At 42.5% G+C, this 22,417-nt stretch carries 31 protein-coding genes and 1 pseudogene (1 of these 32 only partly in view); 5 read left to right on the top strand and 27 right to left on the bottom strand.

Annotated features, from left to right (window positions below):
* Positions 1 to 504 carry the 3' portion of a polysaccharide deacetylase family sporulation protein PdaB gene (pdaB, locus tag ACZ43M_RS00900; RefSeq protein ID WP_464505646.1) on the top strand. 249 nt of this gene lie to the left of the window's left edge, so only the last 504 of its 753 coding nucleotides appear in the window; its start codon lies off the left edge, out of view; its stop codon occupies positions 502 to 504.
* 34 nt (positions 505 to 538) lie between these two features.
* Here pdaB and ACZ43M_RS00895 read toward each other — a convergent pair whose 3' ends face one another.
* Complete coding sequence (locus ACZ43M_RS00895) at positions 539 to 1,195, bottom strand: KinB-signaling pathway activation protein (RefSeq protein ID WP_464505645.1); 657 nt, start codon at positions 1,193 to 1,195, stop codon at positions 539 to 541.
* Between the two features lie 152 nt (positions 1,196 to 1,347).
* Here ACZ43M_RS00895 and gerD point away from each other — a divergent pair, with 152 nt between their 5' ends.
* Positions 1,348 to 1,917, top strand: coding sequence for a spore germination lipoprotein GerD (gene gerD, locus ACZ43M_RS00890; protein WP_464505644.1), 570 nt, complete (start codon positions 1,348 to 1,350; stop codon positions 1,915 to 1,917).
* A gap of 77 nt (positions 1,918 to 1,994) precedes the next feature.
* Here the strand turns inward: gerD and ACZ43M_RS00885 are convergent, their stop codons facing one another.
* The 3 genes from ACZ43M_RS00885 to ACZ43M_RS00875 form a co-directional block, all read right to left on the bottom strand.
* On the bottom strand, positions 1,995 to 3,047 hold the full coding sequence (locus tag ACZ43M_RS00885; protein ID WP_464505643.1) for an Mrp/NBP35 family ATP-binding protein: 1,053 nt from the start codon (positions 3,045 to 3,047) through the stop codon (positions 1,995 to 1,997).
* Between the two features lie 137 nt (positions 3,048 to 3,184).
* A complete protein-coding gene (gene cwlD, locus ACZ43M_RS00880) occupies positions 3,185 to 3,910 on the bottom strand; it encodes an N-acetylmuramoyl-L-alanine amidase CwlD (protein ID WP_464505642.1) in 726 nt (241 codons plus the stop codon).
* Positions 3,911 to 3,973: 63 nt separating this feature from the next.
* Positions 3,974 to 4,417 (bottom strand): YbaK family protein, encoded by a 444-nt coding sequence (locus ACZ43M_RS00875; protein ID WP_464505641.1) that lies wholly within the window; start codon positions 4,415 to 4,417, stop codon positions 3,974 to 3,976.
* 207 nt (positions 4,418 to 4,624) lie between these two features.
* Here ACZ43M_RS00875 and ACZ43M_RS00870 point away from each other — a divergent pair, with 207 nt between their 5' ends.
* Positions 4,625 to 5,362, top strand: a complete 738-nt coding sequence (locus tag ACZ43M_RS00870) for a peptidoglycan recognition protein family protein (protein WP_464505640.1) — start codon at positions 4,625 to 4,627, stop codon at positions 5,360 to 5,362.
* Positions 5,363 to 5,395: 33 nt separating this feature from the next.
* Complete coding sequence (locus ACZ43M_RS00865) at positions 5,396 to 5,941, top strand: NADPH-dependent FMN reductase (protein ID WP_464505639.1); 546 nt, start codon at positions 5,396 to 5,398, stop codon at positions 5,939 to 5,941.
* Between the two features lie 64 nt (positions 5,942 to 6,005).
* Here the strand turns inward: ACZ43M_RS00865 and ACZ43M_RS00860 are convergent, their stop codons facing one another.
* Positions 6,006 to 7,163, bottom strand: coding sequence for a DUF4317 domain-containing protein (locus tag ACZ43M_RS00860; RefSeq protein ID WP_464505638.1), 1,158 nt, complete (start codon positions 7,161 to 7,163; stop codon positions 6,006 to 6,008).
* Positions 7,164 to 7,325: 162 nt separating this feature from the next.
* Positions 7,326 to 8,243 (bottom strand): AraC family transcriptional regulator, encoded by a 918-nt coding sequence (locus ACZ43M_RS00855; RefSeq protein ID WP_464505637.1) that lies wholly within the window; start codon positions 8,241 to 8,243, stop codon positions 7,326 to 7,328.
* Between the two features lie 201 nt (positions 8,244 to 8,444).
* Between ACZ43M_RS00855 and ACZ43M_RS00850 the strand changes: the two are divergent.
* Positions 8,445 to 9,424 (top strand): annotated as a pseudogene (locus tag ACZ43M_RS00850) (aldo/keto reductase).
* 267 nt (positions 9,425 to 9,691) lie between these two features.
* Here the strand turns inward: ACZ43M_RS00850 and rpsI are convergent.
* The 21 genes from rpsI to rpsN all read right to left on the bottom strand — a co-directional run bounded on the left by rpsI (position 9,692) and on the right by rpsN (position 22,417).
* Positions 9,692 to 10,084: a 30S ribosomal protein S9 gene (rpsI, locus tag ACZ43M_RS00845; RefSeq protein ID WP_066321349.1), complete on the bottom strand. Its 393-nt coding sequence runs from the start codon at positions 10,082 to 10,084 to the stop codon at positions 9,692 to 9,694.
* Positions 10,085 to 10,103: 19 nt separating this feature from the next.
* The gene (rplM, locus tag ACZ43M_RS00840) at positions 10,104 to 10,541 is read right to left on the bottom strand and encodes a 50S ribosomal protein L13 (RefSeq protein ID WP_464505636.1); all 438 of its coding nucleotides are present in this window, start codon (positions 10,539 to 10,541) and stop codon (positions 10,104 to 10,106) included.
* Positions 10,542 to 10,934: 393 nt separating this feature from the next.
* The gene (truA, locus tag ACZ43M_RS00835; protein ID WP_464505635.1) at positions 10,935 to 11,672 is read right to left on the bottom strand and encodes a tRNA pseudouridine(38-40) synthase TruA; all 738 of its coding nucleotides are present in this window, start codon (positions 11,670 to 11,672) and stop codon (positions 10,935 to 10,937) included.
* A gap of 15 nt (positions 11,673 to 11,687) precedes the next feature.
* Positions 11,688 to 12,485 (bottom strand): energy-coupling factor transporter transmembrane component T family protein, encoded by a 798-nt coding sequence (locus ACZ43M_RS00830; protein WP_464505634.1) that lies wholly within the window; start codon positions 12,483 to 12,485, stop codon positions 11,688 to 11,690.
* Positions 12,482 to 13,351 (bottom strand): energy-coupling factor ABC transporter ATP-binding protein, encoded by an 870-nt coding sequence (locus ACZ43M_RS00825; protein ID WP_464505633.1) that lies wholly within the window; start codon positions 13,349 to 13,351, stop codon positions 12,482 to 12,484. Before ACZ43M_RS00825 ends, ACZ43M_RS00830 begins: the two co-directional genes overlap by 4 nt.
* Positions 13,327 to 14,166, bottom strand: a complete 840-nt coding sequence (locus ACZ43M_RS00820) for an energy-coupling factor ABC transporter ATP-binding protein (protein ID WP_464505632.1) — start codon at positions 14,164 to 14,166, stop codon at positions 13,327 to 13,329. Before ACZ43M_RS00820 ends, ACZ43M_RS00825 begins: the two co-directional genes overlap by 25 nt.
* Positions 14,167 to 14,632: 466 nt before the next feature.
* Positions 14,633 to 14,995 (bottom strand): 50S ribosomal protein L17, encoded by a 363-nt coding sequence (gene rplQ / locus ACZ43M_RS00815; RefSeq protein WP_464505631.1) that lies wholly within the window; start codon positions 14,993 to 14,995, stop codon positions 14,633 to 14,635.
* A gap of 48 nt (positions 14,996 to 15,043) precedes the next feature.
* Positions 15,044 to 15,988: a DNA-directed RNA polymerase subunit alpha gene (locus tag ACZ43M_RS00810; protein WP_464505630.1), complete on the bottom strand. Its 945-nt coding sequence runs from the start codon at positions 15,986 to 15,988 to the stop codon at positions 15,044 to 15,046.
* 173 nt (positions 15,989 to 16,161) lie between these two features.
* Positions 16,162 to 16,551 (bottom strand): 30S ribosomal protein S11, encoded by a 390-nt coding sequence (gene rpsK, locus ACZ43M_RS00805; RefSeq protein WP_464505629.1) that lies wholly within the window; start codon positions 16,549 to 16,551, stop codon positions 16,162 to 16,164.
* A gap of 22 nt (positions 16,552 to 16,573) precedes the next feature.
* A complete protein-coding gene (gene rpsM / locus ACZ43M_RS00800; protein WP_464505628.1) occupies positions 16,574 to 16,939 on the bottom strand; it encodes a 30S ribosomal protein S13 in 366 nt (121 codons plus the stop codon).
* Positions 16,940 to 16,963: 24 nt separating this feature from the next.
* The gene (rpmJ, locus tag ACZ43M_RS00795; protein WP_000868344.1) at positions 16,964 to 17,077 is read right to left on the bottom strand and encodes a 50S ribosomal protein L36; all 114 of its coding nucleotides are present in this window, start codon (positions 17,075 to 17,077) and stop codon (positions 16,964 to 16,966) included.
* Positions 17,078 to 17,112: 35 nt separating this feature from the next.
* Complete coding sequence (gene infA / locus ACZ43M_RS00790; RefSeq protein WP_007085268.1) at positions 17,113 to 17,331, bottom strand: translation initiation factor IF-1; 219 nt, start codon at positions 17,329 to 17,331, stop codon at positions 17,113 to 17,115.
* A gap of 306 nt (positions 17,332 to 17,637) precedes the next feature.
* On the bottom strand, positions 17,638 to 18,288 hold the full coding sequence (locus ACZ43M_RS00785) for an adenylate kinase (protein WP_464505627.1): 651 nt from the start codon (positions 18,286 to 18,288) through the stop codon (positions 17,638 to 17,640).
* A gap of 61 nt (positions 18,289 to 18,349) precedes the next feature.
* Positions 18,350 to 19,645 (bottom strand): preprotein translocase subunit SecY, encoded by a 1,296-nt coding sequence (gene secY, locus ACZ43M_RS00780; protein WP_464505626.1) that lies wholly within the window; start codon positions 19,643 to 19,645, stop codon positions 18,350 to 18,352.
* Positions 19,645 to 20,085 carry a 50S ribosomal protein L15 gene (gene rplO / locus ACZ43M_RS00775; protein ID WP_464505625.1) on the bottom strand — a complete coding sequence of 147 codons (441 nt, stop codon included), beginning with the start codon at positions 20,083 to 20,085 and terminating at the stop codon, positions 19,645 to 19,647. The genes secY and rplO overlap by 1 nt, the downstream gene beginning before the upstream one ends.
* 31 nt (positions 20,086 to 20,116) lie before the next feature.
* Positions 20,117 to 20,299 (bottom strand): 50S ribosomal protein L30, encoded by a 183-nt coding sequence (rpmD, locus tag ACZ43M_RS00770; protein ID WP_464505624.1) that lies wholly within the window; start codon positions 20,297 to 20,299, stop codon positions 20,117 to 20,119.
* 13 nt (positions 20,300 to 20,312) lie between these two features.
* Entirely contained in the window at positions 20,313 to 20,813 is a 501-nt protein-coding gene (gene rpsE / locus ACZ43M_RS00765) for a 30S ribosomal protein S5 (protein ID WP_464505623.1), read from the bottom strand.
* A 24-nt stretch (positions 20,814 to 20,837) separates the two neighbouring features.
* Entirely contained in the window at positions 20,838 to 21,200 is a 363-nt protein-coding gene (rplR, locus tag ACZ43M_RS00760; RefSeq protein WP_464505622.1) for a 50S ribosomal protein L18, read from the bottom strand.
* A gap of 32 nt (positions 21,201 to 21,232) precedes the next feature.
* The gene (rplF, locus tag ACZ43M_RS00755) at positions 21,233 to 21,769 is read right to left on the bottom strand and encodes a 50S ribosomal protein L6 (RefSeq protein WP_464505621.1); all 537 of its coding nucleotides are present in this window, start codon (positions 21,767 to 21,769) and stop codon (positions 21,233 to 21,235) included.
* Between the two features lie 31 nt (positions 21,770 to 21,800).
* On the bottom strand, positions 21,801 to 22,199 hold the full coding sequence (gene rpsH, locus ACZ43M_RS00750; RefSeq protein WP_464505620.1) for a 30S ribosomal protein S8: 399 nt from the start codon (positions 22,197 to 22,199) through the stop codon (positions 21,801 to 21,803).
* Between the two features lie 32 nt (positions 22,200 to 22,231).
* Positions 22,232 to 22,417, bottom strand: coding sequence for a 30S ribosomal protein S14 (gene rpsN / locus ACZ43M_RS00745; RefSeq protein ID WP_184529596.1), 186 nt, complete (start codon positions 22,415 to 22,417; stop codon positions 22,232 to 22,234).

The raw sequence follows: 22,417 nt of genomic DNA, 5'->3' as shown, positions 1-22,417 counted from the left end.
GCAACATTCTTCCTATCGGGGTCATGGGCTGAGCGGCATCCGGATATCGTCAGCCGGATTCAGAAGGAAGGCTATGAAATCGGAATTCTCGGGTATAATTACGAGGATTATACAGAATTGGAAGACACTAAAGTGGCCAAGGATATTTTAAAAGCACAGGAGGCTTTCAAAAAATTAAACGTAAAGGAAATTAAGCTAGTTCGTGCACCGACTGGGCATTTTGATAAACGAACGTTAAAAATTGCTAAGCGCCTTGGCTATACTGTTGTCCATTGGAGTTTGGACTCGAAGGATTGGCAAAATCCTGGTGTTGAAAAAATTGTCGAGAATACAAAAAATGCCGGTAAGGGTGACATCATTCTACTTCATGCATCCGATTCCGCCAAGCAAACAGCAAATGCGGTCCCGTTAATTCTGCAAAATATCCGCCAAAACGGCTTAAAACTTGTAACAGTATCCGAAATGATCACCAATGGAGACGTTACTACAAAAGAAATAAAATAAAAACAACCGTCCGTTATAACCACGGACGGTTGTTTTACATTTTCTTACTCGCTTTCACACCAGGGGTTTTCCCACGCTGCTGTCTTTCCATTTCAGACTTCTGATTATATTGGTGAAGTGCTAGCAGCTGATAGGCGTTGCATGCCAATAAAGCAAGCAGCATTAGATAAAACCAGCTTCTTTCGTCCACACGCAGGACTGGCACCCATTCAATCAAGGTTGCGACAATCATAAAGAAGAGTGCGGGAATAAATGCCTCACGGTTGGTTTGTTTTTGTTTATACCAGGCAACAATAAGCCCAACTGCCAGAAGAAAGATGGCAGGGCCAAGATACGGAAGCCAAGAACTGCCAGGCTTTGCGAAGTTATTATATCGCAAATAAACCAAATCAAATAAGCCAAAGAGAACAAGAACAACCTGGACCGCATTCCAAAGGGAGGTCGATTTAAAGATTCCCAATCCAAATCGATGAACAGTTAAATAGGCAAAGAAACCCATCTGACTAATCAAGCTGAATAAAAATCCCATAAACAACAACCAAATCGCCGTAGATGCAATATCTAATATTTGAAATCCAGTGAAGTACGTCTCAAATTCATTCCAGCGTACAATAAATCCCACAATCACGGTTGTGAAGCCGCCGATTAATAATGTGGTCATGAACAGTCTTACCAAATTACGGCTTGTCACACTTTAAACCTCCATAGATAAAAATAATTCCCCTCTGATTGTACCAATCCATTTTTCAAAAATCCATAAAATGAACTAGCTTCAAACGAATAATCTTTCACGATTTTCTTCATTATAAATTTAAGGATTCTTTTGCGAAAGGAGCTCCAAACATGAGAACAATTAGCTTAATGCTCCTCTTACCGGCCATGATGGTATTGTCCAGCTGCGCTTCCGGTGACACAGCCGGCGGAGGGCAAGTTGATTACGACGAAACGAAAAAAATGGTGGTTGATATTCTTAAAACAGATGATGGCAAAAAAGCCATTGAAGAAGTTATGTCCAATGATGGAATGAAGGAAAAATTGGTAATGGACCAAACCGTTGTCGCCAACACAATTGAACAAACGTTAACTTCGGAAAAGGCGACCGAGTTTTGGAAAAAGACGTTCAGTGATACCAAGTTTGCCAAGAGTGTAGCGAAAAACATGAGATCCGAAAATGAAAAGCTATTAAAGGATTTAATGAACGATCCTGAATATAGAGGCATGATGATTGAAGTTTTTAAAGAGCCTGAAATTCAAAAGGAGATGGCCGATGCCGTAAAAAGCAAGGAATATCGCGAACATCTTCAAACTGTTATAACCGAAACTTTGGATAGTCCCTTATTTAAGGCAAAGATCGAAGAATTACTGCTAAAAGCAGCTGAAGATGCCGCCTCCAAGGCAGAAACAAAAAAATAAAAAAGGTGGCAGAAATTCGCATAAAAAATACATTAAAAGTAAAACCTCTCCCGAGTCCGGAAGAGGTTTCTTTCTTATTATTTTCTTAGTCGGCTGACGACTGTTTCTGCAATATCTAAATAAATTTTTCCAAGCTTATGGTCTTCTTGATAAATCGATGGTGCAAAGTCATCATCGTTCCAGTCAGGCTGATCCAATGGCAGGCGGCCAAGTACTTCAGTATTGAGTTCTTCCGCCAATTTATCACCGCCGCCGCGGCCAAATACATATTCCTTCTCGCCTGTTACCTTGCTTTCAAAATAAGCCATGTTTTCGATAACACCAAGCACTTGGTGATCAGTCTTAAGCGCCATCGCCCCGGCACGTGCTGCAACGAACGCAGCGGTTGGGTGCGGAGTTGTCACGATAATCTCCTTACAAGCTGGCAGCATGCTGTGAACATCGAGGGCGACGTCTCCTGTTCCTGGAGGCAAGTCTAATAATAAGTAATCAATATCGCCCCACTCCACTTCATTGAAGAAGCTGTTCAGCATTTTGCCGAGCATCGGGCCGCGCCAAATGATTGGAGAGTTATCTTCAACAAAGAAGCCCATCGAAATAACTTGAACGCCAAAACGCTCGACCGGAATAATTTTTTCACCGCGAACAACCGGACGCTTGGTAATCCCCATCATATCCGGCACGCTAAAGCCGTAAATATCGGCATCGATAAGGCCGACCTTTTTGCCGAGTCGAGCAAGGGCAACGGCCAAATTAACGGATACAGTTGATTTACCAACACCGCCTTTACCGCTGGCGATGGCGATAAATGTAGTACTATTAGAGTTAAGTAGATTTTTCGCTTCTTCCGGTTCAGCATGGCGATGAGCAGCCAGTACTTCTTCCGGAAGCTGACCGAAGCGAATGCCTACAGATGCAGCGCCTGCTTCTTTTAATAAGTTGACGATTTGCGTTTGCAGCTGTAATTGCTCGCTAGTACCAGTTCTCGCAATCCCAACTTTTACACTGACATGATTTTTTTCTTCCTTTATCTTTATTTCCTCAATTGCATTTAATTCAGCCAAGCTTTTATGTAAAAATGGTTCTTTAAGGCTGCCTAGAACTTCAAGGACTCTTGCTTCTGTTAACATGAACAACCACCCTCGCTAATTGATTTCGTTTCCAACTTTCAGTATAACACAAACGGCACAAGAAACTGTTATTTCTATCACACATTAGTCCTAATAAGTATGCAAAAAAAGGGAAGAGGACTCATCGCCCGCATCCCTTAATCTGTTTCCTTTAATTCCTTTTCATTCGTAAAATAACGCAAGATTCCTTCATATATGGAAGCGGCCACTTTTTCCTGGTATTCATCCTTTTTCAAATTCGCTTTTTCTGCCGGATTTGAAAGGAATCCAACCTCGACAAGCACACCTGGTTTTTTCGCATGTTTTAGGATATACACAGAACTGATTGGTTTTGCCTTTCGGTTTGTATTCTCGAGATTTCGGACCAGCTCTTCTTGAATAAACTTGGCCGCTCGGGCATTTTCCTTGTGATGCGGAGCGTAGAAGGTTTGGGCGCCGCTCCATCTCGGCGATGGTATCGCGTTTAAATGAATGCTGACAAAGAAATCGTTATCGGAATCGTTTATGATTTTCAGCCGGTTTTTTAGGTCCTCAACTTTCCTTCTGCTGTAGCCCCTTGTTCCCGGATCTGCCAAATCGGTGTCAGTGGATCGGGTCATCACAACCAGAGCACCCTGCTGCTGCAGATAATCCCTTACCTTTAAGGTAATGTTTAAGGCGATGTCCTTTTCAAGTGTTTCACCGGTTCCCGCACCGCCGTCCGGGCCGCCATGTCCGGCATCAAGCAAAATTATTTTCCCTGATAGAGGGAGATTCCATGTCTCCTGTTCATCGGTGAAGTCAATTTGCAGAATGAAAAACAATGCCAAAAGTCCCACCGCAAACACGATGATTTTTATTCTATTGATTGCCACCCAAATCATTCCTTCCCGCTCGTCCCTTGTTCAATAATTTATATGGGACAAGACGGGAGTTTAGAACTTGATTTAGTGCAACCGCAGCTTGTGACGGCGCTGCCCTTTTTCAAAGCCTTCCCGCCACCAAACATGGACATATTGCTCACATAAATAGTAAAGCGACTCACTCATGACGCCTTCATCGCCGCTGCTCCAGAGGAGGAAAAAGTTGTAAAGAGTGTCAACTAAATGCTTTTCCTCACGAAAACAGCGTTCTCTAACAGATTCCATGTCTTCGCCGTAATAGCCAAACTTACTGAATTTAGCTCCCAGCAAATAGGCCTCAAGGGCTACATCGTAACACGCTTCCTCGATCCCAGAATTCATAATTAAACTGGAAGTAATTCTGGTCGAACCAAAGTATTGCCGTACTCTTTCTTTTAATGTATTTATCGAAAGCTCCTTCAGAACGGATCGTTCGTATTTTATCTGTTTCTCACGTCGTTTTTCTTTAAAGGTCGTAATCACAGTCACTTCTTTTCACCTCTTAGAACTATTCTTTAACTGCTGTTCCTAAGAAATGCAAAAGACATCACCGATTTCATTTGCCAATTTTTTATCCTTTTGGCGGCTTTTTTTATGCAGTTACCCTTTACCGACTTTCTCTGATCAGGTATTGAATACTTTCCCATCCGTATACCACACTAATAATAAATGCAATTATACGAAGGGGTTTTAATAATGAAGAAACTTATAATGCTCTTTTCTATTTTGTTGTTGATCAATTTCACAGCTACGCCTGCAGCCGCCAATAGCCACAGTAACACGCAAGGGCCGTATTTATTGATGACGCGTGAGGAATTTAAAAATTGGTTATTTAATCAAACCTTCACAAGAAAGATAAATAAAATTCAACAGCACCATACTTGGCTTCCTTCCTACAAACAGTTCCACGGCAATAATCACCTGCAAATGTTAAAAAGTATGGAGAATTTCCATGTTTCAAAAATGGGCTGGAAAAACATTGCCCAAAACCTGACGATTTTCCCGGATGGAAAAGTAGCAGTGTGCCGGCCATTTAATATTGAGCCAGAGGGTTCTATTGGAGCAAAAGCAAATTCCGGCGCAATTATGATTGAGAATATCGGCAATTTCGACGCCGGTCACGATATAATGACCATCGAACAGAAAGACTCGATTGTCTATGTCACAGCGGCCCTCAGTATAAAATTCGGGCTTACTCCCTCAATAGATACGATTACTTATCATCATTGGTGGGATTTGCGGACAGGGGAACGGGTATTGGACAATGCACCAAGCTATAATGTGAAATCCTGCCCTGGCACCAATTTCTTCGGCGGCAATTCCACTAACAACGCAAAGACACATTTCTATCCACTAGTATCACGAAAAATGCAGGAAATTTCAGCATCGATGCATTCTTCAAATGATACGTCAAACAACAGTTTATCAAACTAAAATGCTAAAATAAGCTTCGGGAGGTGAAAAGTTATGAACATCGTGACAATCGTTGGAAGTCTCAGAAAAGAATCTTTTAATATGAAGCTGGCAAAAACGATGGAAGAGCGATACCACGATAAAGTAAACATGAAAATCCTCGATATCCGCTCCTTGCCATTTTATGACCAGGATGAAGAAAACAACCCACCGCAAGCGGTGAAAGACTTTAAACAGGAAATTGCCAATGCCGATGGGGTTATCATTATTACACCGGAATACAATTGGTCGATTCCTGGTGTGTTAAAAAACGCGTTGGATTGGGCTTCTCGTGTGGATAAGGTATTCATCGGAAAACCGGTAATGGCACTTGGCGCAACTCCAGGGATGCTCGGGACCGTCCGTGCCCAAATGCATTTGCGTGAAATTCTGGCATCTCCTGGTATGCAGGCAAAGATCCTTCCTCCGGGAGGAAATGAGGTTCTGATTAATTTTGTTAACCAAAAGATTGATGGACAAGGCCGCTTGGCTGATGAAGGAACACTTAGTTTCTTGGATAGCAAAGTAGAGGACTTTTTTGACTTTGTGAAATCAGTGTAAGAATTATATCGTATAAAGGTCGGTCCCTTACATTTGCACGGACCGACCTTTTTTGAAAAAGTACCTAAAGCGTTCCCGACTCCAGTTTAAATCCTTCTACGACGACCTCTTCATCAACCTCCAACAGCAAGCACCGTTTTCCTTCAAATGTAATATATCTTACATATTTCAGGTCTGTCGGATTGATGGTGACATCCGCCACCTTCGTGGTAATTTTAATGGATTTCGGTACTAAGTTCGTGGCTTTGAACTCATGCTTTTCGTCAGCGATGACACTTTTGAAGGCATGTTCCACTTTGGCTGTATCGACATTTTCGACGCCGCTAACAGTTAAAATTCGTTCCACGTCACGGTAATCCAACGTCGGGATTTCACTTTCTTCCTTTTCTTCGTTCTCCTGAAGCACCTTATCAATTTCCTCGTACACATTGGAAATGACCCGAGAATCCACTTCATCGCCGATGACTTCTTTTAAAATCAAATCAAAACTGTCCTTATCATCCTGAGCAGTCATGATATCTTCACAATCAAGCACCTCTTCAATAAATCGGAAATCAGGTTGATTCGCTTTTCCGGCACAATAAAGAATGTGATTGACATCTGCTGCATTGTCATTAAAAGTTGGGAACAGGAACCCTGACAACGGTGAGTCTAAATTAATAATCGGGTCCACAACATGATAGGACTTGAATTCTTTTTCGATATAGTCAAACATGAGTGCTTTTTTCGGCTGATCGGTTTTGTTAAGACTGCAAAGGATGATTTCACTGGAATAAACCTCATCATCCCCACCTTCTTCAGATTCCGCATTTCGCTTCTTTGTCGCTTTACGGTACTCTGCCCGAATAAAGGTGACGACTGTATCAAATTCATAAACATTATTCGCAAACATTTTCCCGACCATTTCAATCATGTTATCCTGCCAGTCTGCTGAATCTGCCTGCAATCCTTCAAAAAGGATGGTTTGGGCGCTGTAATCGACATCCCGCTTAAATTTCAGTTCAAACAGCTTGGCATCCAAATTTCCTGTTAACACCTTTTTAAAATTGGCCAGGAACAATTCTTGAGTTTCCTGTTCCAGCATTTGAAACGGCTGGCATATCTGATGATAGATTTCGCCGGATTCTTTTTGAACATACACATTAAAGATTTCACGAATGTTCATCCGATAATTATCTAATTTAAATTCCTTGCGAATATTAGCAATGTCTTTTTTGTTCATTACGCTCTCAACTCCCATCCCTGATTATACTGTTCATAATGGAAAATAGTAATACTTGATATTTTTTGAAATTTAATAGTAGAAAGATACATAAACAATCCACACTCACAAAAAGGCCCTTACCTTTAAAATAAAAGGAAGGGCCTTTTTAGGCGGTAAGAATCACGCATTTTTCCTATTATCAAATTTCGCCCTGAGCCGCTTAACATCCTCTCTTGGTGGAAAACCAAACATCCGCGAATATTCACGGCTAAATTGCGACGGGCTTTCATAGCCGACCCTGAATGCTACATCAGCGGCATCAGTAGATTCGAGTAATAACAGTCGACGGGCCTCCTGCAATCTCAGCTGTTTTTGAAACTGTATCGGGCTCATTGCGGTTACCTCTTTAAAATGCCGGTGCAGCGAAGACACACTCATATTCGCGGCTTCCGCCAATTCCTCAACCCGTAAGGACTTTTCATAGTTATTAGTAATTTGTTCAATCACATCTCTGATTTGATTGGTACTACTGCCATCTATTGCAATTTGCTTAAGAATTTCCCCATTCTTTCCCTGCAGAACCCGATAAAGAATTTCCTTTGTGAATAGAGGAGCAAGTACCGGTATATCTGCCGGATTTTCCAAAAGTTTAATCAGCCTCGTTACCGCATCCAGTAGAGATGGTTCTATTTGGCTGACAAACATTCCCCGCTTCGCATGCTCTTTCGTACCCACTTCAATTTTAGATTCATTAATAACCTCCAAGATTTGACTTGGGGTAAATTCAAGTTTAAGAGCCAAATACGGAACGTCTGAAGAAGCTTTAATAATTTGGCTGGTCACCGGAAGGTCAACTGAAGCCACAAAGTAGTCACCAGGACCATATTGATAGCGTTCTTGTCCTAGCAATACTTCCTTTAAACCGTGAACAACGATACAAAAACAAGGCTTATAGACTCCATGGGTCGGTTCGGAAACTTCAGAACGACGAATCAACACCAAAGACGGAATCGCAGTCTCATGAGCACCGACCTGACCCGTAAAGCGCTCAATAAGTTCAGTAAGTTCAGCCTGCTTTTGAAAGATTTGTTCAGACATATGTTCACCCGTCCCTTCTACGCTAATAGTGTCATTATAAAGCATTCATATCTATTGTGTAAGTACCTGTGAGAGGATTAGGTAATGATTTGGGATGATTGTGGTACCGGTTGCTTTTTCAATTAATACATAATAAGAGTATTAAAGGCTTCTGTAAGGTACAAACAATATACAATAGTTTTGAAAGAGAGGTTTGCAAATATGGAATATGTAAAACTCGGTAATACAGGCATGGATGTATCACGGCTTTGCCTTGGCTGCATGGGCTTCGGCGATGCGAAACGCTGGCTTCATGAGTGGGTGCTTAATGAGGAGAACGGCCGTCCAATTATCAAAAAGGCCCTTGAACTTGGCATTAACTTTTTTGATACGGCGAATGTATATTCCTTGGGTACAAGTGAGGAATATCTTAGCCGCGCTCTTAAGGATTTTGCTAATCGTGATGAAATCGTCATTGCCACCAAGGTACATGGCCAGATGCATGAAGGGCCAAATGGCGGCGGACTGTCCCGGAAACACATCATGAGCCAAATTGATAATAGTCTTAAGCGCCTAGGAACAGATTATGTTGACCTTTATATCATCCACCGCTGGGATTACAATACACCGATCGAAGAAACAATGGAAACAATGCATGATATCGTGAAGGCTGGAAAAGCAAGATATATCGGGGCTTCTGCCATGTTTGCCTGGCAGTTCCAAAAGGCATTGATGTTGCGGAGAAACATGGCTGGACCAAGTTTGTGTCGATGCAGAATCATTACAACCTTATCTACCGCGAAGAGGAACGCGAGATGCTCCCACTATGTAAAGAGGAAAAAATTGCAGTGACTCCGTATAGTCCGCTTGCCTCTGGGAGATTGACTCGAGACTGGTCAGAAACAACGCATCGTTCCGAAACGGATAAAGTACAAAAATCGAAATATGATGCAACAGCTGATGCCGATCGATTGGTCGTGGAACGGGTTGCATCACTTGCAGAGAAATATGGCGTTCCCCGTGTTCAGATCGCATTAGCCTGGCTTCTGAATAAAGAGCCGGTCACATCACCAATTATCGGGGCCCAGAAAATCTCCCATCTTGAAAATGCAGCAGGCGCATTATCCATTAAGTTAACATCTGAAGAGATGACCTTCTTGGAAGAGCCATATGTGCCGCATCCAATCGTTGGTCATAAATAATTAAAATGCATAAAAAGTCGAGCCTTTTACACCACCATTTTTGTCCGAAGATAGCTCATCTTCAGACATTTTCTTTTCTTCCAGCACCCATTTTGTCCGAAGGTAACTCGTCTTCGGACATTTTCTCCTCTTCCAACACCCGTTTTGTCCGAAGGTAGCTCGTCTTCGGACATTTTCTCCTCTTCCAACACCGATTTTGTCCGAAGATAGCAGAAAAAATAAAAGACCCCCAACCAAATTGGTTGAGAGCCTTTGAACACATAAAGATTAACGTTTTGAGAACTGAGGTGCACGACGAGCGCCTTTAAGACCGTATTTCTTACGTTCTTTCATACGTGGGTCACGAGTTAACAGACCAGCGCGCTTTAATGTTGGACGATATTCTGGGTCAACTTGAAGTAATGCACGAGCAACACCATGACGGATTGCGCCTGCTTGACCTGTGTAACCACCGCCGCTTACGTTTACTAGAACATCATAGCTGCCAACAGTTTCAGTAGCTACTAATGGTTGTCTTACAACAACACGTAAAGCTTCGAATGGGATATACTCATTAATGTCACGATCGTTAATAGTGATTTTACCTGTACCTGGAACTAAGCGCACACGTGCGACAGAGCTCTTACGACGACCAGTACCAATATATTGAACTTGTGCCAAGTTAATTCCCTCCCTTTAATTAACCGCGAAGTTCGTAAACTTCAGGTTGTTGTGCTTGGTGCGGATGTTCTGCACCAGCGTATACGTGTAATTTTTTGAACATTTGACGGCCAAGAGAATTCTTTGGAAGCATACCTTTAACAGCAAGCTCGATCATTTTCTCAGCATAGTTCGTACGCATTTCAAGAGCAGTTCTTTGCTTTAAACCGCCTGGGTGCATTGTGTGACGGTAGTAGATTTTGTCATTTAATTTGTTACCAGTTAAAGTTACTTTAGATGCATTAATGATGATTACATTATCACCAGTGTCAACATGTGGTGTAAAAGTTGGTTTGTTTTTACCACGTAGGATTGATGCAACTTCAGAAGCAAGACGTCCAAGAGTTTTGCCTTCTGCATCAACTACGTACCATTTACGCTCGATATTGTTGGCATTTGCCATAAACGTTGTACGCATGAGGTTCCCTCCTAATTAGATCCATAAAGGTTATTTGTTCTCGCACCATCAAAGCTTTTAAATCTCCGATTCTGTTCCGGGAATGGAGTCTTTAGCCAAACGTGCGCTCTAAGTTTCAAATCATATATTTTCAATCACGATGAAGACTTTCCGGGGCTTTATCGTGGGATTAAACACACACACATATAATATAATAAATAGTTGTGGTCCAATTGTCAAGAAAATGTTACACCAGGATGGGTTGTTTTTAAAAGTGATAAATTATATCCGCGGAATTTAAGAATTTATCCGCGGTTTGAGGCAATTTATCCGCGGAAAATACGATATATCCGCGATTCTAAACCTGATATCCGCGAAAATGTCAATATATCTGCGAAACAGCATAATTACCTTTTAATAAAACACTTTCCAAAGATACAGCCCATTTGCTGGGGCGGTTTTTCCAGCCACGCGGCGGTCCTTCGCTTCGAGGATTCTCAATATCTCCTCAGGGTCACGATCCCCCGAACCGACCTCAAGCAAGGTTCCGACGAGTATCCGCACCATGTTGTATAGGAAACCATTACCGACAAAGCGGATTGTAAGCAAACCACCGTCTTCAAGGAACTCAATCGTTTCAATTGTGCGCACCTTATCGACCACCTCGGTCTTGGCGGCGCAAAAGCTGGTGAAATCATGGGTCCCAAGCAGATAGGTGCCAGCCTCCCGCATTGCCTTTAAATTCAACGCATATGGATACCGATATGCATAGCTCCGCAGGAACGGATCCCGTACCCCCGACAAAAGAAGCTGATACCGATATTCCTTTCCGGCAGCCTGAAACCGCGCATGGAAAGACTCATCCGCTTTCTCTACTGAAAGTACTGCAATATCGTCAGGCAGCAATGAATTTAACGCTACTGGCCACCTCTCAGCAGGAATTGTCAGCGGTGAATCAAAATGAATCACTTGCCCGCGGGCATGGACACCGGCATCTGTTCGCCCGGAACCAACTACCTTGACCGCAGCGCCCTTATGAATTTTTTTCAGTGCGGCCTCGAGCTCAGCCTGAACAGTGCGGCCCGTGGGTTGAACCTGATAGCCAAGAAAGCCGCTGCCATCATAGGCGATAACACCCTTATATCTTTGCATTACCAACAAACCCCATTATGAGCGTAATAAAATTAATAAAACGGTTAAACCAGCCAGCACGATAAGCTGAATGGTATCACCCATTCTCCAGTTTAACTGGCGGTATTTGGTTCTGCCTTCACCGCCGCGGTAGCCTCTGGCTTCCATTGCTACCGCCATCTCTTCAGCACGCTTAAACGAGCTCACGAACAAAGGAATCAATAGCGGAATGACCGCCTTGATACGCTCCTTAATCGGTCCGCTTGCAAACTCTACACCGCGGGCAATTTGCGCCTTCATAATTTTGTCGGTCTCCTGCATTAACGTCGGAATAAACCGCAGCGAAATCGACATCATCAACGCCATCTCATGAACGGGAAACTTCACCTTTTTTAACGGATGCAGCAATGTCTCCAAGCCATCGGTAATCTCAATCGGTGTGGTCGTCAGCGTCAGCAGGGATGTCATCAAGATTAGGAAGAAGAACCGTAAGGAAATAAATAATCCCATCCGGATGCCTCCTTCATATATCTTAACCGGACCCCATGACCATACGAGAGCTCCATCTTTGGTAAAAAACACCTGCAATAAAAATGTAAACAACACAAGCCACAGGATTGGCTTTAGGCCGCCAAATAAAAACTTGAATGGGACGCGGGACATGCCAAGCATGATAAAAGTATAAATTCCGATAAGTGCATAGGTAAGCCAATTATTGGCGAGAAAAATAATACAAACAAACAGAAAAATAATAATTAGCTTGGCACGAGGATCCATTCGGTGCATCACTGAGTCTGCCGGTACATAACGCCCAAAAATCATTTTTTCCATCATGTGCGGACACCTCCGCTCAGGCGCTCTGTGACCGCTGCTGTTAATTCTTCAATTGATAAATAGATTTTCCCTAGTTTAAGGCCGGTTTTTTCTTCTAGCTTTAACTGGAATCGTACTACCTCTGGAACATCGAGACCCATTTGCACCAATTCTTCGGGCACTGAGAAGATTTCTTCCGGGGTGCCCTTTTTAACGACACGGCCCTGCTGCATAATCACAATTTGATCCGCATATCGTGCCGCATCTTCCATGCTGTGGGTAACCAAAATGGTAGACAGTTTTCTGTCTTTATGAAGTGAATAAAACATATCCATAATCTCTTTACGGCCGCGCGGATCTAATCCAGCTGTCGGTTCATCGAGCACGATTATCTCAGGGTTCATCGCCAGAACACCAGCAATGGCAACCCGGCGCATTTGCCCGCCTGACAGGTCAAACGGTGATTTTTCTAATATCTCTTCACCTAAACCAACCTGCTTTAAGGCAACTCGGGCCCGATCTTTTGCTTCTGACTCGGAAACACCGAAATTCATAGGTCCAAAAATAATATCCTTTTCAACTGTTTCTTCAAATAACTGATGCTCCGGAAACTGGAACACAATGCCAACCCGCTGACGGACAGCGCGAAGATTCTTATTTTTTTCATGGGCCTTTACTTCTCGATCACCAATTTTAACCGTTCCTTCGGTCGGCTGCAGGAGTGCATTCAGATGCTGCAGTACTGTCGATTTGCCTGAACCGGTATGACCAATCAGCGCCAAATAGGTGCCGGAAGGAATATTGATTGAAACATCCTGAATGGCTAATCGTTCAAATGGCGTCCCCGCCTGGTAACGGTATTCTACATGTGAGAGTGAGATGTCCATAGCTCTGTCACCAACTCTTCTTCCGATAAGAAATGCTTTGATAATTGAAATCCGTGCTGTCGGAACGCTTTGCTCATTTTCACTGAAAACGGAATATCGAGCCCTAACTGCACAAGTTCTTCATCCATTGAAAAGATTTCCTCAGGGGTTCCTTCCCGGTAAACTTCCCCTTTATTCATGACGATGATCCGGTCGGCTTTGGCTGCCTCATCCAAATCATGTGTTATCGAGATAACGGTTAAAGCTTTTTCGTTTTTCAAGGTCCGAACAGTCTCCAAGACCTCTTCCCGACCTCTGGGGTCCAGCATCGATGTTGCTTCATCCAGGATAATGATGGACGGCCTCAATGCCAATACACCAGCAATCGCCACCCGCTGCTTTTGTCCACCTGAAAGATGGTGGGGCTCTTGATATAGAAATTGATCCATTTTAACCTTTTTCAAAGCATCCTGGACCCGTCCAACCATTTCTTCACGGGGAATACCCATATTTTCTAAACCAAAAGCCACATCATCCTGTACCGTTGTGCCAACAAACTGATTGTCGGGATTCTGAAAAACCATCCCGAGTTGCTTACGAACATCCCAAACAGATTCATCATTTAACTGTATCCCGCAGACAAAGATTTCACCTTTACTTGGAAACTGCAAACCGTTTAACAGCTTGGCCATCGTTGATTTGCCGGAACCATTATGACCGACAATCGCCAGCCATTCTCCGTCGTGTATATCAAACGTGACAGATTTAAGAGCATATTGCTCCTGATCATCGTACTGAAATGAAACATCTTTAAGCGATACGATCGACTTATCCATCCTGCTTCCCCCTCGCCTCAACTCATCTATTCTAAACTATCAAAATGACCATTGTAAAAGAAAAGGCGGTGTGAGCAGAGCTAGGCAAAACTTAATTCAAACCGCTAAAAATAATCTTGTATTTTCTACTTCTCTATACCAATGGACATGAGCGGCGCTCCGCCCGTTTTCCTTAGATACAAAAAAAGCCTGCACCTCATCCCCAGGCAGGAACGAATTTCGACTGCCTGAACGGGTTGGGAGGAGGTGCATGAGCTAGACGAGACGCAATGAAGAGAAGGAATGACTCCTTATCTTCCCGGGAAGGCTATAACAACCTATAAGTTGGCTCCTGGATAAAGGAGTTACGCTCATCGTAACGCTCTTTTTGGCTTGGTTCATAATTATTCAAGTGTATATACAGAAAAAGGGCAGAGAACTAGTTTGTTCTAAACCTGTCCAGTACCCTTGTTGTCTGTAAAAAATATTAAACTAACTCGATGATAACCATTGGTGCACCATCGCCGCGGCGTGGTCCAAGTTTCATGATACGAGTATAACCACCTTGACGCTCTTGATAACGTGGAGCGATATCAGTGAATAGTTTTTGAAGTGCATCTTGACCATTTTCAGCGTTTGCTACTTCGTTACGAACGTAAGAAGCTGCTTGACGGCGAGCGTGTAGGTCACCGCGCTTTCCAAGAGTGATCATCTTCTCAACAGTAGAGCGAAGTTCTTTCGCACGAGTTTCTGTTGTTTCAATGCGCTCGTTGATGATTAAGTCTGTTGTTAAATCGCGAAGCATAGCTTTACGCTGTGCACTTGTACGTCCTAACTTTCTGTATGCCATGAAGGGTTCCCTCCTTTTTGAAGTCATTAGGGCGGATTAAACTTCGGACTAGTCGTCCTTGCGTAAGCCCAATCCAAGCTCTTCTAGTTTAGCCTTCACTTCTTCGAGTGATTTACGGCCTAAGTTGCGCACTTTCATCATATCTTCTTCAGTCTTGTTAGCCAATTCCTGAACAGTGTTAATACCGGCACGCTTTAAGCAGTTATAAGAACGAACAGAAAGGTCCAGTTCCTCAATTGTCATTTCAAGAACTTTTTCTTTTTGATCTTCTTCTTTTTCAATCATGATTTCAGCATTTTGAGCTTCATCAGTCAACCCAACGAAGATATTCAAATGCTCAGTTAAGATTTTTGACCCAAGAGCAATCGCTTCTTTTGGCCCAGTGCTTCCATCTGTCCAAACATCAAGCGTTAGCTTGTCATAGTTTGTCATCTGACCAACACGAGTATTTTCTACTTGATAAGATACACGAGAAACTGGAGTATAGATGGAATCAATCGGAATAACACCGATTGGCTGATCTTCACGTTTGTTTTGGTCAGCAGGCGTATAGCCGCGGCCGCGACGTGCTGTTAAGCGCATGTGAAGATGTCCATTTGCCGCCAATGTTGCAATGTGAAGGTCTGGATTCAAAATCTCAACATCGCTGTCATGCGTGATATTTCCCGCTTTGACAGGTCCTTCACCTTGAATATCGATTTCAAGTGTTTTCTCTTCTTCAGAGTAGATTTTTAAAGCTAATTTCTTAATGTTTAAAATGATGGATGTTACATCCTCTACGACGCCTTCAATTGTTGAGAACTCATGTAGTACCCCATCAATTTGAATCGAAGTAACAGCGGCACCTGGGAGTGAAGATAAAAGGATACGACGTAAGGAGTTACCCAAAGTGGTACCATATCCACGCTCTAGTGGCTCTACGACGAACTTCCCGTATTTGGCATCATCGTTGATCTCAATCGTTTCGATTTTTGGTTTTTCTATTTCGATCATCAAATAACCCTCCTTCAAAACGTCGAAACCTCGACTAGTGTGACTAATCGAAATTCCCCCATGTTTACGTTCCCGTTTTGTGCACAACAACTGGAATAAATCTTCTGTAAATAGACAATAAATTCATATCATATCCCATTATTGACAAATGATACAAATTCTATACAGAAAAATTAAACGCGACGACGTTTTGGCGGACGGCATCCGTTATGAGGAACTGGAGTAACGTCTTTAATAGCAGTAACTTCAAGACCAGCAGCTTGAAGTGCACGAATAGCAGCTTCACGGCCTGAACCAGGTCCTTTAACAGTTACTTCTAAAGTTTTCATACCATGTTCCATTGATGCCTTTGCAGCAGTTTCAGCAGCCATTTGCGCTGCGAATGGAGTAGATTTACGAGAACCTTTAAATCCAAGCGCACCAGCACTTGACCATGAAATAGCATTTCCATGAACATCAGTGATTGTTACAATCGTATTGTTGAATGTTGAACGGATATGAGCAATACCTGCTTCAATATTCTTTTTAACACGACGTTTACGTGTATTAGTTTTACGAGCCATTTATATGAACCTCCTTTGCCGATTACTTCTTCTTGTTCGCAACAGTCTTACGAGGACCTTTGCGAGTACGAGCGTTGTTTTTCGTATTTTGTCCACGAACAGGTAAACCACGACGATGACGCAATCCACGGTAGCAGCCGATTTCCATCAAACGCTTGATGTTTAGAGAAACTTCACGACGAAGGTCTCCTTCAACTTTCAGCTTATCGATGATATCACGGATTTTGTTTAATTCGTCTTCAGTTAAATCGCGTACACGAGTATCTTCGGATACACCAGCTTCTGCCAAGATTTTTTGAGCAGTTGGTTTACCAATACCAAAAATGTAAGTTAAAGAGATAACTACACGCTTTTCACGTGGAATATCTACACCAGCAATACGTGCCATTTAATATGTGCACCTCCCTTAAATTTAGCCTTGTTTTTGTTTATGTTTAGGGTTTTCACAGATAACCATGACTTTACCACGTCTGCGGATGACTTTGCACTTTTCGCAGATTGGTTTTACAGATGGTCTTACTTTCATGATCCTAACCTCCTTGGTAATACGGAGTGCTTCAATTATTTAAAGCGGTAGGTAATTCTTCCGCGTGTCAAGTCATATGGAGAAAGCTCTACAGTAACCTTGTCTCCTGGAAGAATCCTGATGAAGTGCATGCGGATTTTACCGGAAACATGAGCCAACACCGTATGACCATTTTCCAATTCTACCTTAAACATCGCATTTGGCAAAGTTTCAATTACCTTACCTTCAATTTCAATTACATCATCTTTGGCCACGGGTCTCGTCTCCCTTCTCTATAAAAATTGCGTTCATTACAAACAGTAATGTAAAGCGAGGCTTCTTGTTAGTACAAAGTTTCAACCTTACAATTCTAACATAAAGAACGTTCGCTGTCCGCTAGTAATGATTACTAAACATATGAACATATAAAAAAGTTCTTTACCCCATGTAAGTTTTGCCCTGAACCGTGTTCTGCATACTCGCGTACACTAGAAAAACCATTTTGCTTACATACTTTTCAATCTTATCGGAGATATTCGAGAGTCGCCTGCCCGGTTTCCAAGGGCTTCGCAGATGATCATTCAGCGCAAACCCCCAACGAGTTCTTGAATATCACCAAACACCTTGTGAATATCCTGCTGACCATCGATCGTGCGTAAATAACCCTTTTTTTCATAAAAAGTTAATAATGGTTCTTGCTGTTTGATATTAACGTCCAAACGATTTTGCACAGTTTCGGCATTATCATCAGCGCGTTGATATAACTCGCCGCCGCACCGGTCGCACACGCCTTCTTTGGCAGGCGGGTTAAACACTAAATGATAAGTAGAGCCGCACTCCTTGCAAATTCGCCGTCCTGTCAAACGGTCCATTAGGATGCTTTTGTCCACGTCTATATTAATCACATAGTCAATTTTTTTATTTAAATCAACTAATAGATTTTCTAACGCTTCCGCTTGTGGTACCGTTCTTGGAAAGCCATCAAGCAAAAAGCCCTTCTGGCAATCTTCTTTGCTAAGACGTTCACGAACAATACCGATCGTTACCTCATCAGGTACCAATTCGCCTTGGTCCATAAAGGATTTCGCCTTTAGCCCAAGCTCTGTACCTTCCTTCATCGCTGCACGGAACATATCTCCAGTAGAAATATGAGGGATGCCGTATTGCTCGACAATTTTTTCAGCCTGGGTGCCTTTACCGGCGCCGGGAAGACCCATTAATACTAAGTTCACACGTATTCCCCCTCGTGCTATGTGTAGGTTTTGGGGCCCAGGAAGGGTCCCGACAAACCTATTATTTTATAAATCCTTTATAATGACGTTTAACCAATTGTGCTTCAAGCTGCTTATACGTTTCCAGCGCTACACCGACTACGATGAGCAAGCTTGTTCCGCCAATTTGTGCTGATTGCGGCAAGTTCGCAATTTTAATAAATAAAACTGGAAGGACAGCAATTACTGCAAGGAAAATGGCTCCGACAAATGTTAAACGGTATAAGACGCGCGTTAAATATTCTTGCGTGCTCTTGCCAGGACGAATTCCTGGAATATAGCCGCTTTGCTTTTGTAAGTTTTCCGCTGCTTGTTCAGGGTTAACTTGAATAAAGGCATAAAAATAAGTAAACGCGATAATCAAAGCTGCATACATAATCATCCCGATTGGATGAGAATAATCAAACACTTTTACGATCCAAGCCGTTACATCATTCGTTGGGAAGAAGGATGCGATCGTTCTTGGCGTTACAATGAATGAAACAGCAAAGATAACAGGAATAACACCTGCTGCGTTAACCTTTAATGGCATATGGGTAGACTGTCCGCCGACAGGGTTACGGCCAACTGCCATACGTTTTGCATATTGAATTGGAATCTTACGTGTTGCTTGCTGGATGAAAATAACACCAACAATAATTGCAATAATAGCGAGTGCAATTAAGACGACGGTAACAATGTTTAGGAATAGCTTATCCCCTGCATTTTCAAACTGTTGAACAAAGATTTGATTCATTACAGTTGGAATACCGGCAACAATACCAGCAAAGATGATGATGGAAATACCATTTCCCACACCTTTAGAGGTAATTTGCTCACCTAACCACATCAAAAATGATGTACCTGCTGTTAACACCACCGCAATTAACAAATAAGTACCGATTCCTGGATTTAAGATCAATTGTCCGTTAGACATATTATTAAATCCGTAAGACATACCTAATGCTTGGATAAACCCAAGCACAATTGTGAAATATCGGGTGAATTGGGCAAGCTTGCGACGGCCTGACTCACCTTGCTTCGACCATTCAGTAAACTTAGGAACCACGTCCATTTGTAATAACTGAATAATAATCGAAGCGGTAATGTAAGGCATGATACCCATAGCAAAGATGGAGAATTGCTTTAATGCTCCTCCGCCAAATGTATTTAGAACACCAAATACACTCAGCTTATCCTGCGCTGCAAGGGCATCAGCATTTACACTTGGAACCGGTATGAAGGTACCGATTCGGAATACTACTAACATTAATAGGGTGAATATGATCTTTCGACGTATATCACCCACGCGCATAAAATTGGAGATCGTCTGGAACATTAGATCACCTCAGTAGTTCCACCAGCAGCTTCGATCGCTTCCTTAGCAGCAGAGGAGAATTTGTGAGCTTTTACAGTCAGCTTTTTCTCTACGTTCCCTTTAGCAAGAATTTTGATTCCTGCTTTTTCGTTACTTACTACGCCTGTTTCGATAAGAAGTTCTGGAGTAACTTCTGTACCTTCTTCAAAGCGGTTCAATGCATCTAAGTTTACAACTGCATATTCCTTGCGGTTGATGTTAGTAAATCCGCGCTTTGGTAAACGACGGAATAAAGGTGTTTGACCACCTTCAAAACCAACACGTACACCGCCGCCAGAACGGGCATTTTGACCTTTATGACCTTTACCGGCAGTCTTTCCTTGGCCAGATCCGATACCGCGACCCAAACGCTTACGCTCATGACGTGAGCCTTCAGCAGGTTTTAACTCGTGAAGTTTCATATTGGCACCTCCTTATGAAAGAAAACAACTTTTATTGTTCTTTAACTGTTACAAGGTGAGCAACTTTATTAATCATACCGCGAATAGCAGCGTTATCTTGATGCTCAACTGTTTGATTTAATTTACGTAAACCTAGCGCTTTCACTGTTTCGCGTTGGTCTTCAGGACGACCAATTAAGCTGCGGGTGAGGGTAACTGAAAGTTTATTCGCCATTAGATTTCCCTCCTTATCCTAACAGTTCTTCTACTGATTTACCACGTAATTTCGCTACGTCTTCAGCACGTTTTAATTGTTTTAAACCATCAACTGTAGCACGTACCATGTTAATCGGGGTGTTTGTTCCCAAAGATTTAGAAAGGATATCCGCTACACCAGCCAATTCAAGCACAGCACGAACTGGACCACCAGCGATAACTCCAGTACCTTCAGAAGCAGGCTTTAAAAGGATTTCGCCAGCACCAAAGCGGCCAATTACTTCATGAGGAACTGTTGTTCCAACCATTGGTACTTCAATTAAGTTTTTCTTAGCATCTTCGATAGCTTTGCGGATTGCATCAGGTACCTCTTGTGCTTTACCAGTACCGAAACCGACATGACCGTTCTTATCTCCTACAACGACAAGTGCAGAGAAACGGAAACGACGTCCACCTTTAACTACCTTCGCAACACGGTTAATCGTAACTACGCGTTCTTCTAGTTCAAGTTTGTTTGGATCAATGCGACGCATTATTATATGTCCCTCCTTTGTCTATTAAAATTGTAAGCCGTTTTCACGGGCAGCATCGGCTAATGCTTGAATACGACCGTGGTATAGATAACCTCCGCGGTCAAAAACAACTGCAGAGATACCTTTTTCAACCGCACGCTTAGCAACTAATTCTCCAACCTTTTGAGCAGCTTCAAGATTGCTAGTTGACTCAAGGCTTAGTTCTTTATCTAATGTAGAAGCACTTGCAATAGTAACTCCCTTAGTGTCATCGATTACCTGAGCATAAATATGCTGGTTAGAACGAAACACGTTTAGACGTGGACGAGCAGAGGTACCGCTAAGCTTCGCACGAACACGAGCATGTCTTTTCTTGCGAGTAGCGTTTTTATCTTGCTTCGTAATCATTTACGTCACTCCTTTCGTTTACTTATGCGGCATTACTTACCTGTTTTACCTTCTTTGCGACGAACAAATTCGCCTTCGTAACGAATTCCTTTGCCTTTATACGGCTCTGGAGGACGAACCTGACGAATATTGGCTGCTAATGCACCAACACGTTCTTTGTCAGTACCTCTAACAGTGATCTTTGTGTTAGCTGGTACTTCTACTTCAAGACCCGTTTCAGGTTCAATTTCCACTGGGTGAGAGTATCCAACGTTTAATACAAGTTTGTTACCTTGCTTTTGAGCACGGTATCCAACCCCGATTAACTCTAATCTCTTTTCAAAGCCTTTAGAAACACCTTCGATCATATTCGCGATTACCGCACGTGTTGTACCGTGCAATGCGCGGTGTTCTTTCACGTCAGATGGACGAGTGATTGTTACAGTGTTCTCTTCAATGTTGATTGTAATTTCAGGATTAAAAGTACGAGTCAGTTCGCCTTTTGGTCCTTTAACAGTAATGGTGTTGTTATTGTTAGTAACTGTTACACCTGCTGGGATTTCAATAGGTTTTTTTCCTACGCGAGACATTTAGTGCACCTCCATTCATTCAAAAAATCGATTACCAAACGTAAGCTAAAACTTCTCCGCCGATTTGCTTGGCACGAGCTTCTTTATCCGTTACCACACCTGTTGAAGTTGAAACAAGTGCGATTCCAAGTCCGTTAAGTACACGTGGTACTTCATTGGATTTTGCATAAACGCGAAGACCAGGCTTGCTTATGCGCTTAAGACCAGTAATAACACGTTCGTTATTTGCACCGTATTTTAGGAAGATACGGATGATACCTTGTTTGTTGTCTTCGATATATTCAACGTCACGTACGAAACCTTCACGCTTTAGAATTTCAGCAATTTCTTTTTTGATATTAGAAGCAGGTACTTCTAATTTTTCGTGACGTACCATGTTCGCATTACGAATGCGAGTGAGCATATCTGCAATTGGATCTGTCATGACCATTATTTTTTACCTCCTTCCACAAGCTCTAGTTTTTACCAGCTAGCTTTTTTAACACCAGGAATTTGTCCTTTATATGCTAATTCACGGAAACAAATACGGCAAAGCTTAAATTTGCGATATACAGAGTGTGGACGGCCGCAACGTTCGCAACGGGTATACTCTTGTACTTTGAATTTAGGCGCGCGCTTTTGTTTCGCAATCATTGACTTTTTAGCCAC

The organism is Neobacillus sp. B24 (genome assembly GCF_055381825.1).
The sequence above is the reverse complement of the archived record's forward strand: the minus strand, read 5'-3'. Positions and strand labels throughout refer to the sequence as shown.